This window comes from Streptomyces spororaveus, from assembly GCF_016755875.1.
GTDB classification, from domain to species: Bacteria; Actinomycetota; Actinomycetes; order Streptomycetales; family Streptomycetaceae; genus Streptomyces; species Streptomyces spororaveus.
The window spans coordinates 85264-104691 of record NZ_BNED01000002.1; the positions used below are offsets into that span (position 1 = coordinate 85264).

Genomic DNA, 19428 nt, shown 5'->3' on the forward strand with positions numbered 1-19428 from the left:
CACGACCGGCAGATGCGGAGGCAGCGGGCCGACGGCGGCGCGCAGGGCGGTCGTGTACTTGGCACCGGACCGGGCGGCCGCGCGGGCACGCCTGGCGGCGGTGTTCTGCTTCTTCGGCATGACATCTCCAGGCCGGACAGGCTCACGCCCTCCGGCCGCACGTCAGGGGCCACGGAAGGGAGAACGGCGCACAGCGCCGGTGATTCTCTCTACGCGGGCCCCGGGAGCTGTTTGACGAGCAGTCCGCGTTCCCGGCACCGTCGTCGGCAGAAGCACAAGCGGCGTGACCTGGGAAGAAGCCTTGCTCACGGTGGCGCCGGCGACCGATCATTCGAACATGAGACCCGAAGTGCAGACGTTCGTTGATGACGGCCCGCTCCCCGACTGGGACGCGAGCGAAGACGAGATCGACAGGCGTGACCAGCAGCTCCGCGCGATCGCCAAGCCGGTCACTAGGGACGAGGCGCAGGCTCTCGTCTCCTGCTTCGGCCCGGACGACTGCTACGGCATGGCCTGGACCCTGCTACACCTCATCGAGACCGGCCCGAATCCCGTGCTGACCAGCAAGCCCGCATCTGGCGCAAACGAGTGGCACCAGCGCCTCTACGACCGCGCCGTGTTCGGAGGCCTCATCCCCTGAACTTGACGGCATAACAACGTGAGGTGTCTTGGCCGCTCCCTATCGGGCCGCCCGCGGCGTGGGCGCGGGCTGAGCGGCGACCGGCAGTACGCGGCTGGCCGGGCGATGCACCCCCAGCTAGGGGAACGATTGCACGCCTGGAGGCCTACGTCGTGGTCGGCTGCGTCTGCATCTCGGCGTCGGCGACCATCTGGTCGTCGTGGTCCCGGAGCATCCGCAGGACGGTGGCCGGGCTGGGGTGTTGCCCGTGCGGTCCGGGGCTTCAGTGCGCCGCGGTGCCGAGGCCCCCGAATAGCCGGGAAAGGGCGCGGCTGTCAGACCCGTACGGGACGATCCTGCGATGACGACGACGTCGACGACGGAGACGCTCCGCGCCTACCGGTACGCGCTCGATCCCACCCCTGCACAGATCGAGATACTCCAGCGCTACGCCACCGCCGCCCGCTGCGGCTACAACTTCGCCCTCGGCTACATGGTGGCCGTGCACCAGAAGTGGGCGCGCGGCCGCGACGCACTGATCGCCGCGGGCATGGACAAGGCCGTGGCGAACAAGGCCGCGCCGAAGGTGAAGGTCCCCAACGCGTTCCGCGCCCAGGCGTTCTTCCGGGAGACCAAGGGCCACCCGTTCACCGGCCCCTTACCCGAGGGCGCCGAGCGGACCACGCCCTACCCGTGGTGGGAAGGGGTCTCCAACCGTGCCTACTACACGGCGATGGAAGACGCGGCCACGGCCTGGAAGAACTGGATGGACTCCGCCTCCGGCCGCAGGGCGGGCGGCCCGGTCGGCTACCCCCGCTTCAAGCGGCGCGGCCGCGCCCGCGAGCGGTTCCGCCTGGTCCACAACGTCAAGAAGCCGGAGATCAGGTTCGAGACCTCCCGTCGGCTGCGGATCCCCGGCGGCGGCGGCCAGAGCGCGTTCACAGTCCGCCTCCACCAGGACGCCCGCGACCTGCTCCGCCTGATCGCCGATGGCCGCGCGGTCGTCAACTCCTTGACCGTCTCCCGCGACGGGCACCGCTGGCACGCCTCCGTCCTGTGCCGCGTCGAGCAGCACATCCCCTCTGGGCCCTCCCACCGCCAGGCCGCCGCCGGCCGTATCGGAGCGGACCTCGGCGTCAAAGCCCTCGCCGCGCTCTCCGACCCCCTCACCCTCACCCCGGCCGCCGGGCCCACCGTCTTGATCCCCAACCCGCGCCACCTGGCCGCCACCGAGCGCAAACTCGCACGCGCCCAGCGGGTCATGTCCCGCCGCTTCGTCCGCGGAGCCGCCCAGCAGTCCAAGGGCTACAGCGAGGCCCGCGCCCGCGTCGCCAAACTCCACGCCCAGCTCGCCGCGCGCCGCACCAGCGCGCTGCACCTGATCTCCAAGCGGCTGGTCCAGCAGTACGCCGAGATCGCCCTGGAATCCCTCAACACCAAGGGCATGACCTCCTCCGCGAAGGGCACCCTCCAGAGCCCCGGCCGCAACGTCCGGCAGAAGGCCGGCCTGAACCGGGCGATCCTGGACGCCAGCTTCGGCGAGCTCAACCGCCAGATCGCCTACAAGGCCGCCTGGCACGGCGCCACCCTCGCCCGCGTCCCCACCTTCTTCCCCTCCTCCAAAACCTGCTCCGCCTGCGGCTGGATCAACACGGAACTGACCTTGGCAGACCGCGAGTTCGCCTGCCGCTCGTGCGGTATCGTCCTGGACCGGGACGCCAACGCGGCCCGCAACATCAAGAACCACGCCATACCCGTCCAGCCCTGAGCCGGACCAGTCCCCTGGAACAGGGGCTGCAACGCCCGTGGACTGCACGTAAGCCCCGGGCACCGCCCCGTGCGGTGCCCGGGCAGGCAGGACGAAGCGGGCAGGCAGGACGAAGCGGGAAGGCCGACGCACCAACAGTCGGTCACCCTGGGACAGCAATGCCCCAGCCATCCCTAACTCCACAGCGTGTACATACGGGAGCAATGTCCGAATCGGCGAAAGTGCTCTCACAGCCAACCGCCGGCCCACAGCACCGCAGGTCACGAAGTGTGCTCCCCGTACGCGCGGGGATGGTCCCGATGAACGACATCATCGCCGGTGATCCGACTCGTGCTCCCCGTACGCGCGGGGATGGTCCCGGCCATGTCCTCACGTCCCCTTCTTCATTGCGGTGCTCCCCGTACGCGCGGGGATGGTCTCACTCTCACCGAGTTCGCCGCTCGCGGGGAGATGTGCTCCCCGTACGCGCGGGGATGGTCCCCCCCTTTGACGGCTTGACCGCCAGGTACGACCGTGCTCCCCGTACGCGCGGGGATGGTCCCACGAGCGAGGCCGACTCCGATCTTCAGGCGCTGTGCTCCCCGTACGCGCGGGGATGGTCCCTGGGCCCGCTCCGGCGGGGTCTCCTGGTCCGGGTGCTCCCCGTACGCGCGGGGATGGTCCCTACGCCCGCGCCGACGGCGGCCCGCTGACCGAGTGCTCCCCGTACGCGCGGGGATGGTCCCCGAGGGGAGCCCCCGTCCACCGGGGCGGGGTGGTGCTCCCCGTACGCGCGGGGATGGTCCCGCCGGATGCGGCGGGCTTTGGTCTTCCTGGTGGTGCTCCCCGTACGCGCGGGGATGGTCCCGACCGACTGGAAGCAGCCACGTTCAGACACCTGTGCTCCCCGTACAGGCGGGGATGGCCCCAAGTCCTACCGGCACGGAGACCGGATCTGCTCGTGCTCCCCGTACGCGCGGGGATGGTCCCGAGAGGAGGGGCGCTCGGACCCTGCCAGGACCGTGCTCCCTGTACGCGCAGGGATGGTCCCCAGCGGAGCCCCCATTGACGAGTGACGAGTGCGCCCGGGGTACTCCCCGTGCGCGCGCGGGGATGGCCCCGGGCTGCCAGTCGGCTTCTGGAGCCTCTCCGGGAATTCCCAGTACGCGCAGCCCCGAACCGTGCGGTCCGGGGCTTCCTCGCGTCTGGGGTCAGCGGTCGCTGGGGGCGAGCAGGCTGGTGACCTCGGCGAGGGCGGCCGCGCCGGGCTTGAAGTACTTGCGGGCGGCGCTGACGGACTTGTGGCGAGACTTCGCCATGAACAGCAACAGGGAGACGCCTTGTTCTCCGAGGTGGGTGAGGCCGGAGTGGCGGAACTCGTGCGGGTCCCAGCCGGTGCCTTCGTCGCCGCCGACGCAGGTGTGGCGGTCGAGCAGGGCGCGGAGCTGGCCGTAGGAGAGGCGGGCGAGGCCGGTGTCGGGGCAGGCGTCTCGCGGGGTGAGGAGTTTGCCGGGGCCGGGGCGGCGGTGGGTGACGAGCAGCGGGCCGCGGGTCCGCTCGCCGATCAGGCGGGGCAGCAGCCGGGCGGTGCCGGCGTCCCAGTAGATCGTCTCCGTGGCGTAGTCCTCGCGGGCCTGGCCCCGGCGGCGGACGGCCTTGGCGCCCTTGGCCTTCACCGGGCACTGGCGGGCGGGGAGGTTGAGGTCCTCGATGTTGATGCCGAGGAGCTCGTCGGCGCGGGCGACAGTCTCGTAGAGCATCCGGTAGGTGACCTTCTCGCGCAGGGCGACGTCGCGCCGGGCGATCAGGCGGTCGATGGCGGTCTTGGAGCGGACCGGGGTGTCGGAGCCGGGGTCGGGCATCCGCTTGCACCAGGCCGGGATGTGCGGCGGCTGCAGGCCGCTGTCGTGGCACCAGGAGAGCCAGCCGCCGACCGCGCCGCGGCGGGCGTTCCAGGTGCTGGCGGCCGCCGTGCCCCAGAGCTGTTCGAGGGCCTGGCCGATCTCGTCGTCGGCGAGGGAGGACAGGGGCCGGCCCTCGCCGAGTTCGGGGACGACCTTGCCGAGCGTCGTGGTGTAGCTCCGGCGGGTGTTGGCGACGGTGATGGAGTCGAGGTAGCGGTCGGCGGCGGTGCGCACGGTCGCCGCTCCGGAGGCGGTCTTGAGGGGGACGACGGTCGCCACGGTTCTCCTTGCCGCAGATAACAGGTCCTCGTCATGTCGGAGAACGGGCACGTTCTCCCTGGTCGACGGTCACCCTAGTGCAGATAACAGGGCAGTTATCTGCATCAATGACAAGCTGGGCTGCAGGGATTGCGGATTCCGGGGCCGAGCCCGCTGGCGCGCCCCCGGCGCCCGCGCCCGTGCCTGTCGTGAGGTGACATGTGCCGGAGGATCCACGGAAGCCGTGGTGGGTGGGGCGTGGGGCTGCTATCAGTGAGGGGAGCAGTCGGCTTCCGGTGACGGCCGGCTTCGGGGAGGGGTGGATGTGACGCGAGGTCGGAAGATCGCGGTCGTGGTGGTGGCAGTGGCGTGCATCGTCTCGACGCCGTTGCTCTGGTTGTTGAACGGTCCGAACACCGGCCAGTTGGTCGGGGCCTCGGTCCAGGCCGCCGCCGGTATCGCAGCCCTGGTCTGGGCCCTGTTCCAGCACCCGACCCCTGCCGGCCCCGTCGACAGAGCGACCAATACCGGTGAGGCCAGCGAGGGCGGTATCACCGGCATCAAGCGGCCCGGCGGCCAAGGAGACGGTTCGGCGACAGCCGAGGGGACGGGAGACGCCAAGGGGCAGGGCTCCGTCTCCGGTATCGACTACTCGAACTAGGACCCAAGCACCCACACATGACCAAAGAGTCGTCACATACGAGACAGGACGATGCGCCCGAGGTGCCGGTGACCGTGCGGGACACCGGCGACGCCGAAACCATCGGCGGGGCCACGGCCGTGACCGGATACCGCGGCCCGGCCCCGGGAACCGGCAACGCTCCCCACGGCTCGGTCCACATCTCCGACACCGGCGACGCCACGGCGATCGGGCCCGGTGTGACGGTCCGGCAGCCCGGGAACGCGGCGGCGGGGGGCGCCTGCGGTTCCTTGGGGGTGCGGTGCGGGGACGGTGGGGGCCGTGCCCACACCGCGCGGTCAGCGTCCGGGCCAGGGGTAGCGGCGGGCGCGGATCGTCCACTCCTCATCCGGCCGGCCGGGTACCAGGCGGCCGTCGGTCTCCCACCGTGCGGCGAGCTCGGTGAAGATCGGCTCCAGCTCGGGGCGCGGAACCGTTTCGCTGCTGGCGCGCTGCACGCCGATGACGGGCGTGAGCCGCATCGTCGTGGTCACGGCCGGTTCAACGGCCTCTGGGCCGTCTGGGTCACCCACGCGCCGGACCGGAGTTGAGTACCAGTTTCCGAGGGTGAACGAACGGCTTTGAGTCGAACAGGTGGCCGCGATGGCCGATCTCGGGCGTGGATCCATGGCTCGCGCCTTCGTCCGGTGAGTGCCGATCAGGTCTATGCGGCCTTGGTGGCGCTGAGGGCCGAACCAGGTCTGCCGGATCGGCCTACGGAACGCGGCGGTTGGCGGGTAGCGTCAGGGCGAGGTGTCTTGACCGAGGGCGGGGAGGAACGTTGAGGAAGTTACGGTACGGATCACTGGCGGGTGCCGCGATGGTGCTGCTGGCGGCATGCACGGGGTCGGGGGGCGGCGGCAAGCCGCAGGACAACGCGCCTGCGGCGCCCGGCAGTTCGGCCTCATCCGCGACGCCGAGCGCGCCGGCCGCCGCGCGGGCACAGGTCCCGCCGGCCTTCGACGGCGGCAAGGGCTGGGCGGTGATGCAGTCGGAGCACCTGACGCAGCCGACCGTCGCCCCGAACTCGCGACTGGTGCTGCTCCTCAAGACCTACGAGGACGGGAAGGCGTTCGGCGTCGAAGCACGCGAGGCCACCACTGGCGCCCTCCGCTGGGCGAGCGCGCCGTGGAAGCCCGGCGAGAACCCCAAGGAGTTCGACGCCAGCGACGTCAAGCTCGTGGTGACGAGCAAGGATGGGAAGGACTACGCGGTCCTCACCGCAGCGGTCAACGAAGGCGCGGACGTGGTCAACCACGGCACGCGCGTCGTCAACGCCGCCGTGTTCCCCGCCGCCTCCTCCGGCACCGGAGTGGCCCCGGCCCGCACAGTCAAGATCCCCGGTGCAGAGCTCGTCATCGCACACCCGGGGGACGGCACAGTGCTCTTCAAGACCGATTCGGCGTTCACCGTCGCCGATGTCACCACCGGCGACCTCAAGGCCCCGCTGGCCCAGGGGAGCCGCGAGTACCAGCTGGCCGCCGGAGGCGGCAAGATGGTGGAGCTGTGGCCGGGGCAGGCGACCATTCCAGACGGGGCCGACCCGCGTGACGACGCGATGCCCGGCAGCGGGGGCCAGGTCATGGCGGTGAAGGGCGGCTACGTGGTCGCCTCGTGGCAGGCGAAGAACCAGGCCTACTCCGCACTGGGCCTGCCGATGAACTACGTCTGGGCCCTGCACGACGAGCGCGGCGGGCAACCCGTCTTCACCCTCGCCTGCGAGGGACTGAGCACGGGAATTCTCGGCCAGGGAGGCTCGACTGCGCTGAGCGACAACGGACGCTACCTCGTCGCCGTCACCATGGCCTTCGACCTCCAGGCCAAGAAGGGCTACTGCTTCGGCGCGACCGACACCCGCAGCGGGGTGAACTTCATGGGGGTCGGCAACAATGGTGTCGCGTACGGCACGTCCGGCCCGGCCGCCAGGACGCCAGTCTCAGTCGACCTCGCCACGGGGACGGCCGCCGACCTGAGCGGGGCCCGGCTCCCCGACCACGTCTCCGGCGACGTCGCCCTCTACACCAGCGCGCCGCAGAACGAGAAGGACCCGGCAGCCGACCTGAGCCACCACGCCGTGCTTAGCGTCTACCCCACACGCTGAGCAGTCGGCCCTCTGCCCTCGGACACCAGCCCAGATTAGGGCTCCAGGCTACACAAAACGGGGGTTCAGACACAGGTACTGACCTTGTCGTTTATGGTCTGCCATCGAACGGGACCTCGAACTTGATCGGGATTTCCCCAGTTCATCGGATGTGTGAGGTGCCGTCGTTCGATCCTGTGCTCAGCGACAACGCAGCACGGAGGCCGGGAACGTGGGACTAGTCGAGCACAACGTCCAACGAGACGCGTTCACGGTGGTGGCGGAGTTCCGGTCGGAGCTGTACGCGTGCCTGGTCTCCAGAAGCGACGCCCTGTTCGAGCTGTGCGACGCACTCCTGTGCACCGACGGGCCGGTCCGCACGCTCGTGGACCTGGCCCTCGCGCCTGAGCACCGGAGGGGCCATGGCGCCTTGTACTCCGGGATCAACCAGGGCCGGATCGATGTTGCCCGGCTACGGCGTGCACTGGCCGCCGTTCCACTGCCCCGGGCCGGCGATGGCCGGCTGGTGTTGGCCGTGGACGTCTCCCCGTGGCTGAGGCCGGACGCCGACACCTCGTCGGACCGCTCCTTCTGTCACACCTTCGGCCGGGGCCTGGGCAAGCACCAGATGGTGCCCGGCTGGCCGTACTCGATCATCGCCGCTCTGGAGACCGGCCGGACCTCGTGGACCGCGCTGTTGGACGCGATCCGGCTGGAGCCCGGCGCCGACGTGGCCGCGGTCACCGCTGGACAGGTCCGCGACGTCGTCGGACGGCTCCTGGACGCTGGACAGTGGAGGGTCGGCGACCCAGGCATCCTGGTCGTGCTGGACGCGGGCTACGATGCGCCCCGCATCGCCCACCTCCTGGCCGACCTCCCCGTGGAGGTTCTGGGGCGGCTCCGCTCGGACCGGGTGATGCGCAAGCCGGTCCCGGTGCCGTGGATCTGCCCGCCACAGGGCGGCCGTCCGCCGAAGCACGGCGGCGAGTTCGTCTTCGGTGACCCGGCTACGTGGGGCGAGGCCACCGCGGTCACCGTCACCAACACCGATCGATACGGGGCGGCGACTGCGCAAGGCTGGGACCGGCTCCACCCACGACTGACGCGCCGAGCCGCCTGGCTCGACCACCAGGGCCCGTTGCCGATCATCGAAGGCACCGTGATCCGGTTGACGGTCGAGAAGCTGCCCAGCGGCGGGGTGAACAAGCCCGTCTGGCTCTGGTGGTCCGGCACCGGCGCCACCACCCAGGACGTCGACCGGTGCTGGCAGTCCTTCCTGCGACGCTTCGACCTGGAACACACCTTCCGGCTGCTCAAGCAGACCCTCGGATGGACCCGGCCGCGACTGCGGGACTCCAGGGCGGCCGACCGCTGGACCTGGCTCGTCCTGGCCGCGCACGCCCAGCTCCGCCTCGCCCGCCCTCTCGCACGGGACCTCCGCCGGCCGTGGGAACGCCCGGCGGAACCGAACAGACTCACCCCCGCCCGCGTCCGACGCGGGTTCAGAAACCTACGCGCGAAAACCGGCACGCCAGCCAGTGCACCGAAACCAACCCGACCCGGCTCCGGACGCCCGCTCGGCTCGAAGAACAGACAGCCCGCCGCCCGCTACGAGGTGGGACGCGTCCTCGCCACGGGCGAGGCCTACAGTCGGCCCGCCCACCACAAGAAGGGGACAAAACCCCGACGCAAAACCGACGCTGCCCGCGATCACAGCACGGCATAGGCTGCTCGGGTAGTCACAGCTGGACCAACAGGGGGCCTCATGGAGCACAGCTCTGAGCGAGAGAACAGCGAAGGCTCGGCTTCTTCCCGCTACACCCGGGATATGCAGCAAGAACGCCACGCTTTGCGCGAAGCCCTGCGCTCCGATCTGCCCGCCGCCCACATGGGCTTGGGCGTGACCATCATCGCCCTCATTGTGGTCGCCAGCTTCTCCGGCCCTCGATGGACACTGATCATCGCTGGTGCCTTCACGGCCTGGTTCATCCTTGCACTGACAGTGATCCACATCGGCAGCGGCCTTGGCTGGGACGCCATCCGACGGGCCTACATCGCAACGTTCGGTTGGGGCAACTGGATCTGACGTCCCTCACTGCCCGCCCCTCTACCAAGGCCGCACCATAAACGACAAGCTGACGGCCCGCAGCGCGGTGCGGGCCGTCTCGGCGTCGATGAGGAGCGCGAACTCTCTGAAGGCGGTGGCCATCACCTCGTCGGGGGTGGCCTGTTGCCCCTCGGGGGCGCGGTGGGCGGCGAGCTGGGCGGCGCCGCGGGCCACGATCCGCTCGCGTTCGGCGTCATCGAGGGTGGTGTCGTTGAGCGCGGCCAGGACCTGCCGCCACAGCGTCATCGCCCGCTCCGATCGCGGGGCGCGGGCACCGTGGCGACCGGCTCCTCGGCTTCCACGCCGGTGTCGTCGTCCTCACCTGGCGCGGGCCGCCGGCCGAAGGGCCCTTCCTGCCCGGGAAGGGCCCCAGCACGGGAGCGCCCTTGGCGCGGTGCGGCGTGTAGATCATGCGCTCATGCTCCCCGCCATCTGGTCCGGAATGCTCCCGACCCTCTGGCGAGCGGCGAAGTCGGCGTGCGCCGCGGTGACGGCCTCCGGGTACGCCTGCCGCTTCTCGTGTTCGGCCAGGGCCCGGTAGATGCTCGACAGGCTCGGGCTCTGTCCCTTGCGCTTGCCGGTGGGGATGATCAGGTCGGGCTGGATCTCCTCGACCGTCTCACCGTTCGACCGGCGGCGGAGCACGGTGTGGAGCATGTCGTCGGTGATGACCGGCGGCCGGCCCCCGTGCTTGCCCTTGCGGGCCGCGGTGTCGAGTCCCTCCAGCGTCGACTCCCGGATGTTCTCCCGCTCCGTCTCCGCCATCGCGGCGAAGAAGGCGAACAGCAGTCGGCCGTGCCCGGTCGGGTCGTAGATCCCGGCCAGCGGACCGGCGAGCATCTCCAGGACCAGGCCGTGCGCGGCGAGATGGTCGGCGAGCGCGGTCAGCTCGGCGGCGTCCCGCCCCAGCCGCTTCATCTCGTACACGGTGAAGATGACCCGGCAGTGCGGGGCGTGCGCCTTGATCTCCCGCGCGGCGGCGAGGGCGGCCTCGAACTTCGGGCGGACCCGCACCCGGGTGCTGATCTTCTCGGCGAAGATCTTGTCCCGGGGGATGTTCTTCGCGGCGAGCGCGTCGAGCTGCGTCTGGAGTTCCTGGGTCAGGGTGGAGCAGCGGGCGTAGCCGATGCGGATGTCCGCGCTCGGGGTGTCCGGGTCGATCGGCGCGGGCACGGGGGTGCCGGGCCGCCACGGCTGCCCCGGATTGCGGTCGGCCGGGGTCGGCACCCGCAGGAGCTTGGCGAGCCGGGGTACCTTCGTGAAGCGGCCGGTGTGATAAGTGCCGGCGACCGCTCCGGAGCGCGAGCGACAGGGTGAACCTGGCGCTGCGTTACAGCGCGGGCAGGGATGGCGCTCGACGTCGTCCGCATCGGACACGAGTGCGGTTTGAGGATCCGTCATGACCCCGGATCGTGTCACAAACCATTCCCGGAACGTGCTCCGTTCCACTTTTGAGTGAGAGCGGGTTTTGACAGCGGATCGGCGGTCCGGGCCGCTCCCGTCGACCGTTTTCGATCTTGCTCCGGGAAAGGTTCGTTTCTGACAGTGACACGGCGTGCGGCCGTGGCCCCCGCTCGATCGGGAGGGCAAGCGCGGTCGACTTCAGGCCGCCCGTCCGAATCCGGTGGTATCGGCCTTCACACCTCGCGGGATGCGGGCGCTGGGTCGTCGCACTCGGCGGCCAGAGCCTCGACTCCGGCTCGAACGTCGTCGGCACGACCTTCGGACTGCCTGTCAAAACTTCTGACACCAACACCGGTTTCCTGGGCCGTTCCTACTCGGCCCCCACGTCGTTGGCCCGGCAGATGCGCCTCCCGGAGAACCGGGCGACCCTGGCCGCGCTCGCGGGCACCGTCTTCGGCATCCTGCCCGCTGCCGTCGGCGCGTTCGCCTCCGAGACAACCCGCACGTGGGCGGTGCTCGCGCGGGCGGCGGCCGCCGAGCGCCAGAGCGATGCGGCGCTCGCCGCGGTCGAGGCGATGGCGGAGCCGCAGGCCTCGGAATTGCTGGAGGACGCGCTCGACCACTGGGCCCTGGGCGGGGCGAGCCCGGAGGAGATCGCGAACATGTTCCAGGTGATCGGGCCCCAGGATCTCGGCATCGAGCCGGAGAAGGACGCTGGCGAGGCCGACGCGTACGCGGACATCGCGCTGTTCACCGACTCGAAGGGCTGGGCGGGCGGGGACTACGCGCTGCACCTGGGGTTCGTGGAGATGCCGGACGGACGGCCGTTGCCGCTGATCGCCTTCGAGTCCCGCACCGACCGCGCAGGCCTTGAGGACCTGCACGGCAGGTGCGGGTGGCGGCTGTGGAACGGGCGGGCCGACGCCTTCCCCGAGCTGGACGTCAACTGGCGTGTCCGCGCACACATCGGCACCCAGGCGCTGGAGGAACTCGCACACACCGACGCCGAGGGCTGGGACGACATCCGGCTGTGGCGCGGAGAGGCGAAGACGCCCGGCGAGTGGTGGGACCTGCTCGACGTGGCCGGCCACGCGCTGCTGTGCGGTCCGGTCCCATCGGCCGATCCGAACGCGATCCTCGCGGCCGCCGAGGCGGGGCAGCTGTCGGCCGTGGTCGCCCGCGCCCGGTTCTCCTGACCCCGGCCACTGCACCAGCGGCACGGAGCATCCAGGCCCCGGTGCCGTCCGGCGCGCACCGGGCTGTGCCCGACTCGACCTGACCGCGCCGGGCGGTGCCGGGGGAGCGGGGGTCCGGGGGCCGGCGAAGGCCCCCGCGACCACCGGCCCCAGCCCGCTGCACACCCCATCGACCCGAAAGGCGGCCACATGACCGAGACCACCGTGAACCTCTCCCAGATCGCCCGGACTGCCCGGGTGGGCCGTGCCGCCGTCGCCAACTGGCGCCGCCTGCACGACGACTTCCCACGGCCCGTCGGCGGCACCGAGACCAGTCCCGTCTTCCTCCTCGCGGCCGCCGAACAGTGGCTGCGCACCCACGATCGGATTCCCCAGCCCCCCTCCGAGCCCGCCCCACCGCGGCTGCCCGCGACCGTGACCTTCGGGAACGGCCGCATCGTCACGATCTACGGTCCCGAGCTGCACACGGCACCAGCGTGGAACGGCGACGCGGACGAGGAGGCGTTCAGCGGCTTCCTCGACCCCGGCCGTGACGGGATCCCCTGGCCCACCGCCTCAGCCCGGATCGACCTGCCCGGAGCGGCCCCGTTGAGGTGACGAACGCCCACGTCGACATCAGCAGCTGGGGCTGCCCCATGGAATTCCTCAGCCTCATCTGGCCCACCGGGCAGCGCACCGTGCTGGCCGCCGACCCTACCGACCTGCAGACCACGGAGGTGCACTGATGACGGACACCCTCACCGAGACGGAGACCACGGCCCAGACGACCCCGCCGGAGCCGTCCTGGCCGGAGGCCCTGGGCGGCCGGCGCCTGGCGGGCATGCTCGCCGAGATCACCGGCCAGCCGGTGACGGCCGCCGACGTCGAGGAACTCGTCGCCCGCGAACACCTGGTCGCCGTCGACTCCTACAAGGGCTGGCCGCTCTACGCGACGGCGGCCGCGCGCGAGCTCGACGCGGGCCTGGTCGGCTCGATCGTCTCCGCTCGGGTGGCGTGGTCCGAGGTGAGCCTGACCCGGGACGCGGCCGCCGAGCGGATCGGCTGGCACTGGCGCGACCTCGCGCGGATGGGCCGCGAGGGACGCATCGCCATCGGCCCCGGGGACCGGTACCGGATCGCCGACCTGGACAAGCTCGCGGTGGAGGCTGAAGGCGAGCAGCACGTCACCGCGCAGGCCGCCGCCGACATTCTGGAGATCCGGCCCACCGACTGGAAGTACGTGGAGGCGGCCGGGTGGATCGAGCCCGCCGACACCTACGAGCGGGGGGTCGGCCGGTACCGCACCGTCACCGTGGCGCTCTACCGGCTCGGCGACGTACGCGATCTGCGGGAGATGCCCGGTGTGGACTGGGAGGCCGCCCGCGGTCTCGGCAAGGGCGTGCCGTCGCCGCTGCGCGAGTACGCCAAGCTCGCCCCCACCCGCGCCGACGCGGTGAAGGCCTTCGCCCAGCAGCTCGCGGACCGACACGATACGACGGTGTGGGCGTGGCACAGCCCGTACTCCGGCAGGTGGGAGTTGGACTGGGAGCGGGTGGACGGCGCCCCGACCCAGGAGACCGTTCGCGGTGAGCTCGCCGCGGACCCGGTTGTCGGCTTGTACGCCGAGGAGATCACCCTGTGTCCCACCTGGGGCAGGATCACCCGCCGGGCGCGCAGGCTGCTGGAGCCGGACGCCGCGGTGATCGTGGACACCGAGACCACCGACCTGTACGGGCAGACGATCGAGCTGGCCGTCATCGACGCCGCGACCGGCAAGGTGCTCCAGAACACCCTGGTGAAGCCCACGGAGCCGATCAGCGCCGGGGCCCGGTACGTGCACGGCCTGAGCGACGAGGACGTGGCCGGAGCCCGGCCCTTCGAGAAGGTCCTGCCTCGTCTGCGGAAGGTGACGAAGAACCGCGTGATCTGCGCCTACAGCGTCGAGTTCGACCGTGCCGTGATCCTGGGCGACGTCCGGCGGGCCGGGAAGAAGCCGCTGCACCTGGAGCCCCGGGAGTCCTGGTACTGCCTGATGGAGGCCTATGCCTCCTGGTTGGGCTCGAACCGGTGGCTTGCTCTGGGCGGCGGACACCGCGCGGCCGGCGACTGCGCGGCCTCACTTGAACGACTTGAGGAGATGGCACGCGGCAAGGGAACAACCTTCACGCCCACCCGTTAGAGGGGCACAAGCCATCAGCCTTGACGGTCTGCGGATACGAAAAGTTGGACAGGTCCAACCGTAAAGACCGATGACGCTCGGCGCGTATGTGCCCCGAACACGCGAAGGTGCCTACCTCTCAGGGAGGTAGGCACGTGGAGTCGAGTCCCAGACTTGTTGTAACTACGACTTCTTGCGGAACCGTCGATAGAGGACGGGGACAACCACAAGCGGAATCAAGAGGATTGAAACAAGCCGCCCCGGCACTCGTCCCTGCGGAACTTCGGGGACATCGCCTGCCTCGGGTTCAGGAGCCCTCCGTCCGCCCGAAACGGGCGGCTGACCACCTCCAGTGAACATGTCTTTCGCCAGGAGGCCGAGGAATACGGCAAGAATCTCCAGGAGGGCAAGATCGAAGCCGTAGGCGGAAACGAGATAGCCGCTCGTCCCCTGCAAGGTCATGAAGGCCAGCACCGCCCCCCATCCAAGGTAGCCGCGGCGGGGGATCCACATGATCAGGGCCGACATCTGGGCCGTGACCAGCAGCAGGGCGTTCAGTGCTTCTTGACGAAGCGGGCCGGCCAGGACCGTGAACAACACGATCGCCGAGGCAACGGCCAGGACGGCGGGCGCCGTACTCCAGGAGTTTCGGCGGGTCATCTTCGAGGTATTACTGTTAGGCTCCATCTGAGGGTCCTCCTCGATTGAAATGGTGGATGCGGATCTTCGTGTTCGCATAGATGTGCATTCGCATGCATTCCTTTCCGTGGGAGTGGGGACTCGACTCCGGGGACGCGGTCGCCCTAAGCCCGCCAAGACAGCAGGCGACCCGTCCCCGTATTCTTTTTTATGACGACGAGAGCCGTCAGGCGCAGCATAACCCTGCCGCCCTAAGGCTGCCAGGGTCCAATACTGTTCGGCCGCCACGGAGCCGCGAGCGGGCTTTTTGTACCAGCACAAATCTCGATAAACATCCGCGCGAATGTACCGACTCTGGAATTAGACGTATTCCGGGAACTCGTATCACCAGTGGCGCCGAACTCGACCAGCTCGGCGTGCAGACCCGCGTGCTGAGCAACGACCTCGGTCTGCACCTGCGCGCCCGGACCTCGTCCCGGTGAGACTGTCTGCGGCTCAGCAGCGGAAGACGTCCCCGCGCCACTCTCCAGGTGCGTGAGGCAGGTCTGATGCAAGGCCACAACCGGGGTCTGGGCAGCACGTATTCTCCGACGTGATCTTCCCCGTCTACTCGACTCCGAGTGAGGTACCTGTGCGTGCTCCTGTGCGGCCGTTAGCGCTCGCCCTGTCCCTGACCGTCGGTCTGCTCGCCGGGTGCGGTCCGGCAGCCGACGACGCGAAGCCGAACGGCAGCACACCCCCGGCGGCCCTGACTCCTTCGGCGCCAGCGAAGCGGACCCTGACGCCGCACGACCCTCCGCAGTGGTTCGATGTGCGCGGGAAGGTGCCCCTGCCGGAGGCGGCCACGAAGGGCCGGACCAACCTGGCCGGGCAGGTCCGCGGCGGCGGCGAGGATCTGCCGGTGCTGCTCCACGAGGCCCGGGCCTTTGTCGTCTCCCCCACGGGCGTCCAGGTCGTCGACCTTGCCGACGGCCGCACGGTGGGCGAGGAGGCGGCCAGCGGCCAGGTTTTGCGCCAGGACAGCGACGGGTTCATCCTGCCGCCGGTCCTGGCCGGCAGCGAGGTCCTGGTCCCCTTCCTGCTGACGGTGCCCGCCTCCGGTACCCACACCGCGGGCGCGATGGTCGAGCTCGTCGCGGTGAGCACGGCGCCCCCGTACAAGGCGACCGGGCGGACGACCGTCAAGCTGCCCGAGTGGGCACTCAACTCCCGCACGGTGCAGGCCGCGGTCGTCGGTGCGGAGAACGGCACGGCCGTCGTCACCGTGACCGGCGGCGACGATGCGGTGTCGTACGGCATCGACACCGCGTCCCACTCGGTGCGCTGGACACAGCCCGGGCTGGAGGCCATCCAGGTTGGTGCGGGCATGGCGGTGGGCCTGCTCCATGTCGAGCCGCTCACTTCCGTGCCGCTCGGGGTCGATCTCGTCTCCGGCACCGAGAAGTGGCGCGGGGGGAAGACCTACGCCGCGATCATGAACGGTGCCGGGCCCGGCACGGTCCGGGTCGCGGGCCCGCAGGTCGGCGACAAGGGCGACCAGCTGCTGGACGTGACCAGCGGGAAGACCCGCGCCACCATGCCGCCGGGGCTGCGCGCAGCCGACTGCACCTACGACCGTGCCGCGACGCTGGTGTGCACGCGTGGGTTCGCGGTCGTGGCGGTGGACGCGGCCACCGGCACGTTGCTGTGGTCGCTCAAGGACGGAGATCAGGGACGCACTCCCCCGACCGTGACCACGGTGTGGCACGGCCGGGTCTACGGCCGCGGAGCAGGCGGTCCTGTCGTCCTGGACGCGCGGACCGGCGCCGACATGCCCACCAAGCCGGAGGCCGCACCGCTCCTCGTCACCGAATACGCCGGACTCGTCCTCGACGACAACCACCTGTTCAGCTATCCGGCCGGAGGCTGAACCCTCCGCCCGGCTCTCTACAAACCCGCCGTGCGTCCATGCTTGGGAGGCCGCCACTGACGCCCATTTCTCACCTCTTAAGAGGTGAGAAACCCGGGTGAAGCATCCGGCGCCGCACGGCGGAAGTCGCGCGTCAGGCGCTACGCCGCGGCTTGCCCGTCGCGTAGAACAGGGCGGTGACCTCCCCGGCCCGCACCGGTTGAAAGGGGTATGCGAAAGAGGATCTACATGCTGACGGCGGCGGCCCTGGTGTTCGCTGCCGCACCCGCGTACGCCGACGCCAAGGCCGAGGACGGTCGGATCGGCCTGTCCGTGTACGGAAAGGGCCTCCGCGTCAATGACGTCGGAGCCCACATGGAGGGCCACGGCACCGGCGTGCGCGCCCGCCTCATCACCTACACGCCGAAGGGGTACAGGTCGGAGCTGACCGGATGGAAGGATGCCACTCCGGTGACCGCAGCCTTGACCAAGTTGTCGACCGTGGGCTGGAAGTGGAAGGGCGGCAAGACGTTCCCCCACGGGACCAAGCTGTGCGTGGAGTTCAACACCGTGAGCGGGGAGCCGTGCGCGGTGATCCACCGCTAGGCCCGTTTCTCCCGACCGCCCCGACCACCCCGGACAGGACGCCGGACGGTGGCCTGGTGAGCCGGACGGTGACGCGCGGCGTGCCCGTCGGCGTCCGGCAACAGCCCTCCAGGAGCGAATCGTTGGGCGATACGGGCGCCAGGGGAAGTTTGTAGCACCCGCGGGGAATCCGGGTCTCCTGGGGGTCCCAGCACCGCATATGCTTGTGGCTGCTACCCGTTCCCTCCAGAAGCGTTCGCCATCCGGTGAACACCCCCTGGCGGGGGGCCCGACAAGGGATCGAGGTAGCACATGGCGAGGAGCAAGAAGAGCGTCAAGGGCCGGCACGAGCAGCGACTGAATATCCTTCAGGAGCTGGACGGCCTGGCCAAGCTCATGCTCACGATCGTCAGGGTGTGGCTGTACTTCCACATGTAGTGGAGGGTCTTCGACCGTGACCGGAACGCGGGCTTCGATACGACGAAGCCCGACCGGATGATAGACGGTCGGGCCTCGTACCAGTCTCACCACGCGGAGGGCCTGACCTGGTTGCACCCGGGTCAGGTCCTTCGCTGCATCCCGGCAGTGACGCCAGGAGCTGCGGTGACACTTTAAAGTTTACAGAAGCTCCCCCACCCTAGTACATCGGCGGATGTGCTGACGGACTGCAGAGCGCCAGCCCGTGAACCTCGATGAAGTACGCGAACTCCAGCACCCGATGGGGTGTCAGCCGTGAATCTCTACCGGCCGCGGCCGTAGTGCAGGAGTCGATCAGCCATCCGGCCCACCTGGGTCCTTCTGGCCGTGGTGGAGGATCGGAAGCAGGGTCTCGGCCGGCATCACATCCGGTGCACGCGGTCGCCCCCGGGCCGGGCGAGCGCATCGAGCGCCGCCATGGTCCCCAGAGGTTTCGCGTGGTCGGTGGCGAGCTGGCATCCGGCGGCGTGGACCGCCGCAGCACTCCCCCGCGTACGGCCGAACGGCGGGTATCCGCCTCTGCGCGGCCGCGGTCGCGCAGGGTGTCGGCTGCCGCCATCGGGCGGAAGGGGTGATCAGGACCTGCACTGGGAAGACGCCTCCCAGCAGGACGACACCGCAGGTCAAGGTGGTGATCAACGATGGCCAGACCCGTCTGGGCTGGGGTCCTCTCCTTCGGACTTGTCTCGCTCCCGGTCTCGCTCTACACCGCGACCGACAGCCACACGATCCACTTCCATCAGCTGCAGCGCGGCACTTCCGACCGGATCCGCAACCGGCGGGTGAACGAACGCACCGGCAAGGAGGTGGAGCTGGAGGAGATCGTGAAGGGCTTCGACACCGGCGAGGAGTACGTGCTCGTCGAGCCCGGTGAGCTCGACGAGATCGCGCCGGGGCGGTCGAGGACGATCGAGATCAGCGGGTTCGTGGACCTGGACACCGTGGACCCGATCTTCTTCGACAAGACGTACTACCTCGGGCCGAAGGGCAAGGAGTACGCCAAGGTCTACGGACTGCTGGAGCAGGCGCTGGAGGAGTCCAACCGGGCCGGGATCGCGACCTTCGTCATGCGCGGCCGCGAGTGCCTGGTGGCGCTGAAGGCGGAGAAGGGGCTGCTGGCGGTGCACACGCTGCACTGGTCGGACGAGATCCGCGACCCCCGGAAGGAGATCCCCGACCTCCCCGAGGCCGGGAAGGCGAGCGCGGGTGAGCTGAAGATGGCCCACCAGCTGATCGACGCCCTCGCCATCGACTGGCGGCCGGAGGACTACCGCGACGTGTACCAGGAGAAGGTGGCCGCGCTGATCACCGCGAAGCAGGCTGGCGAGACGGTCGAGAAGGCCGAGCCCGCGCCGAAGGCCACCGGCGCCGTGGACCTCATGGAGGCTCTGCGCGCGTCCGTCGAGCGGGCCCGCAGCCCGAAGGACACCGGCGAGAAGGCCAGCACCTCCACCGCCCGCACGAAGAACGCGGGGAAGGGTTCCCGCGGCGCGAAGAAGCGCACCACCGGCTCTTCGGGAACCTCCCGTGCCCGGTCGCTTCAGTCGCTGACGAAGGCCGAGTTGTACGAGAAGGCGACGAAGGCCGGGATCCGCGGCCGCTCCGGGATGAGCCACGACGAACTTGCCGACGCCCTCGCCGGCACCAAGAGCGACTGAGCAGCGCCTTTCCCGGGACCGCGCAGCTCAGCAGTGCGGGCCGTCGCCCG

The 19428-nt window shown here is 70.1% G+C and carries 19 protein-coding genes, 1 pseudogene and 1 CRISPR repeat array; of the genes and pseudogenes, 14 read left to right on the top strand and 6 right to left on the bottom strand.

Annotated elements, in window-relative coordinates; all coding sequences use genetic code 11:
• Positions 1-337: 337 nt before the first annotated feature.
• Positions 338-640 carry a hypothetical protein gene (locus Sspor_RS00700; protein ID WP_237403569.1) on the top strand — a complete coding sequence of 101 codons (303 nt, stop codon included), beginning with the start codon at positions 338-340 and terminating at the stop codon, positions 638-640.
• A 340-nt stretch (positions 641-980) separates the two neighbouring features.
• Positions 981-2387 carry an RNA-guided endonuclease InsQ/TnpB family protein gene (locus Sspor_RS00705; protein WP_202197207.1) on the top strand — a complete coding sequence of 469 codons (1407 nt, stop codon included), beginning with the start codon at positions 981-983 and terminating at the stop codon, positions 2385-2387.
• Positions 2388-2656: 269 nt separating this feature from the next.
• Positions 2657-3417: a CRISPR direct-repeat array (repeat unit 29 nt; unit sequence GTGCTCCCCGTACGCGCGGGGATGGTCCC).
• 160 nt (positions 3418-3577) lie between these two features.
• On the opposite strand, the gene Sspor_RS00710 is transcribed toward Sspor_RS00705, so the two are convergent.
• The gene (locus Sspor_RS00710) at positions 3578-4549 is read right to left on the bottom strand and encodes a tyrosine-type recombinase/integrase (RefSeq protein WP_202197208.1); all 972 of its coding nucleotides are present in this window, start codon (positions 4547-4549) and stop codon (positions 3578-3580) included.
• Between the two features lie 304 nt (positions 4550-4853).
• Here Sspor_RS00710 and Sspor_RS00715 point away from each other — a divergent pair, with 304 nt between their 5' ends.
• Positions 4854-5189: a hypothetical protein gene (locus tag Sspor_RS00715; protein ID WP_202197209.1), complete on the top strand. Its 336-nt coding sequence runs from the start codon at positions 4854-4856 to the stop codon at positions 5187-5189.
• A 317-nt stretch (positions 5190-5506) separates the two neighbouring features.
• Here Sspor_RS00715 and Sspor_RS00720 read toward each other — a convergent pair whose 3' ends face one another.
• Positions 5507-5701 carry a hypothetical protein gene (locus Sspor_RS00720; RefSeq protein ID WP_202197210.1) on the bottom strand — a complete coding sequence of 65 codons (195 nt, stop codon included), beginning with the start codon at positions 5699-5701 and terminating at the stop codon, positions 5507-5509.
• A 287-nt stretch (positions 5702-5988) separates the two neighbouring features.
• Here Sspor_RS00720 and Sspor_RS00725 point away from each other — a divergent pair, with 287 nt between their 5' ends.
• The 3 genes from Sspor_RS00725 to Sspor_RS00735 all read left to right on the top strand — a co-directional run bounded on the left by Sspor_RS00725 (position 5989) and on the right by Sspor_RS00735 (position 9373).
• Positions 5989-7308 (top strand): hypothetical protein, encoded by a 1320-nt coding sequence (locus Sspor_RS00725; RefSeq protein ID WP_202197211.1) that lies wholly within the window; start codon positions 5989-5991, stop codon positions 7306-7308.
• A 211-nt stretch (positions 7309-7519) separates the two neighbouring features.
• A complete protein-coding gene (locus Sspor_RS00730; protein ID WP_202197212.1) occupies positions 7520-9013 on the top strand; it encodes an NF041680 family putative transposase in 1494 nt (497 codons plus the stop codon).
• Positions 9014-9052: 39 nt separating this feature from the next.
• Positions 9053-9373, top strand: coding sequence for a hypothetical protein (locus Sspor_RS00735; RefSeq protein WP_237403570.1), 321 nt, complete (start codon positions 9053-9055; stop codon positions 9371-9373).
• A 21-nt stretch (positions 9374-9394) separates the two neighbouring features.
• On the opposite strand, the gene Sspor_RS00740 is transcribed toward Sspor_RS00735, so the two are convergent.
• Entirely contained in the window at positions 9395-9640 is a 246-nt protein-coding gene (locus tag Sspor_RS00740; protein WP_202197213.1) for a hypothetical protein, read from the bottom strand.
• A gap of 162 nt (positions 9641-9802) precedes the next feature.
• On the bottom strand, positions 9803-10795 hold the full coding sequence (locus Sspor_RS00745; protein ID WP_202197214.1) for a recombinase family protein: 993 nt from the start codon (positions 10793-10795) through the stop codon (positions 9803-9805).
• Positions 10796-11199: 404 nt separating this feature from the next.
• On the opposite strand from Sspor_RS00745, the gene Sspor_RS00750 reads away from it, so the two are divergent.
• The 4 genes from Sspor_RS00750 (at position 11200) to Sspor_RS00760 (ending at position 14152) form a co-directional block, all read left to right on the top strand.
• Entirely contained in the window at positions 11200-11994 is a 795-nt protein-coding gene (locus tag Sspor_RS00750; RefSeq protein ID WP_202197215.1) for a hypothetical protein, read from the top strand.
• Between the two features lie 189 nt (positions 11995-12183).
• The gene (locus Sspor_RS00755; RefSeq protein ID WP_202197289.1) at positions 12184-12591 is read left to right on the top strand and encodes a hypothetical protein; all 408 of its coding nucleotides are present in this window, start codon (positions 12184-12186) and stop codon (positions 12589-12591) included.
• Positions 12588-12719: a hypothetical protein gene (locus tag Sspor_RS40980; RefSeq protein ID WP_272934806.1), complete on the top strand. Its 132-nt coding sequence runs from the start codon at positions 12588-12590 to the stop codon at positions 12717-12719. The genes Sspor_RS00755 and Sspor_RS40980 overlap by 4 nt, the downstream gene beginning before the upstream one ends.
• Complete coding sequence (locus Sspor_RS00760) at positions 12719-14152, top strand: 3'-5' exonuclease (RefSeq protein ID WP_202197216.1); 1434 nt, start codon at positions 12719-12721, stop codon at positions 14150-14152. The genes Sspor_RS40980 and Sspor_RS00760 overlap by 1 nt, the downstream gene beginning before the upstream one ends.
• Before the next feature lie 162 nt (positions 14153-14314).
• On the opposite strand, the gene Sspor_RS00765 is transcribed toward Sspor_RS00760, so the two are convergent.
• Positions 14315-14791, bottom strand: coding sequence for a hypothetical protein (locus Sspor_RS00765; RefSeq protein WP_202197217.1), 477 nt, complete (start codon positions 14789-14791; stop codon positions 14315-14317).
• A 610-nt stretch (positions 14792-15401) separates the two neighbouring features.
• Here Sspor_RS00765 and Sspor_RS00770 point away from each other — a divergent pair.
• The 3 genes from Sspor_RS00770 (at position 15402) to Sspor_RS40985 (ending at position 17681) form a co-directional block, all read left to right on the top strand.
• Positions 15402-16679: a PQQ-binding-like beta-propeller repeat protein gene (locus tag Sspor_RS00770; RefSeq protein WP_202197218.1), complete on the top strand. Its 1278-nt coding sequence runs from the start codon at positions 15402-15404 to the stop codon at positions 16677-16679.
• Between the two features lie 210 nt (positions 16680-16889).
• Positions 16890-17264, top strand: a complete 375-nt coding sequence (locus Sspor_RS00775) for a hypothetical protein (protein ID WP_202197219.1) — start codon at positions 16890-16892, stop codon at positions 17262-17264.
• A gap of 291 nt (positions 17265-17555) precedes the next feature.
• Positions 17556-17681, top strand: coding sequence for a hypothetical protein (locus Sspor_RS40985; RefSeq protein ID WP_272934807.1), 126 nt, complete (start codon positions 17556-17558; stop codon positions 17679-17681).
• Between the two features lie 401 nt (positions 17682-18082).
• On the opposite strand, the pseudogene Sspor_RS41420 reads toward Sspor_RS40985, so the two are convergent.
• Positions 18083-18205, bottom strand: a pseudogene (locus tag Sspor_RS41420) (DUF6233 domain-containing protein); the annotation flags it as partial.
• A 156-nt stretch (positions 18206-18361) separates the two neighbouring features.
• Here Sspor_RS41420 and ku point away from each other — a divergent pair.
• Positions 18362-19378 carry a non-homologous end joining protein Ku gene (gene ku / locus Sspor_RS00780; protein ID WP_202197220.1) on the top strand — a complete coding sequence of 339 codons (1017 nt, stop codon included), beginning with the start codon at positions 18362-18364 and terminating at the stop codon, positions 19376-19378.
• The last annotated feature ends 50 nt before the right edge of the window (positions 19379-19428 follow it).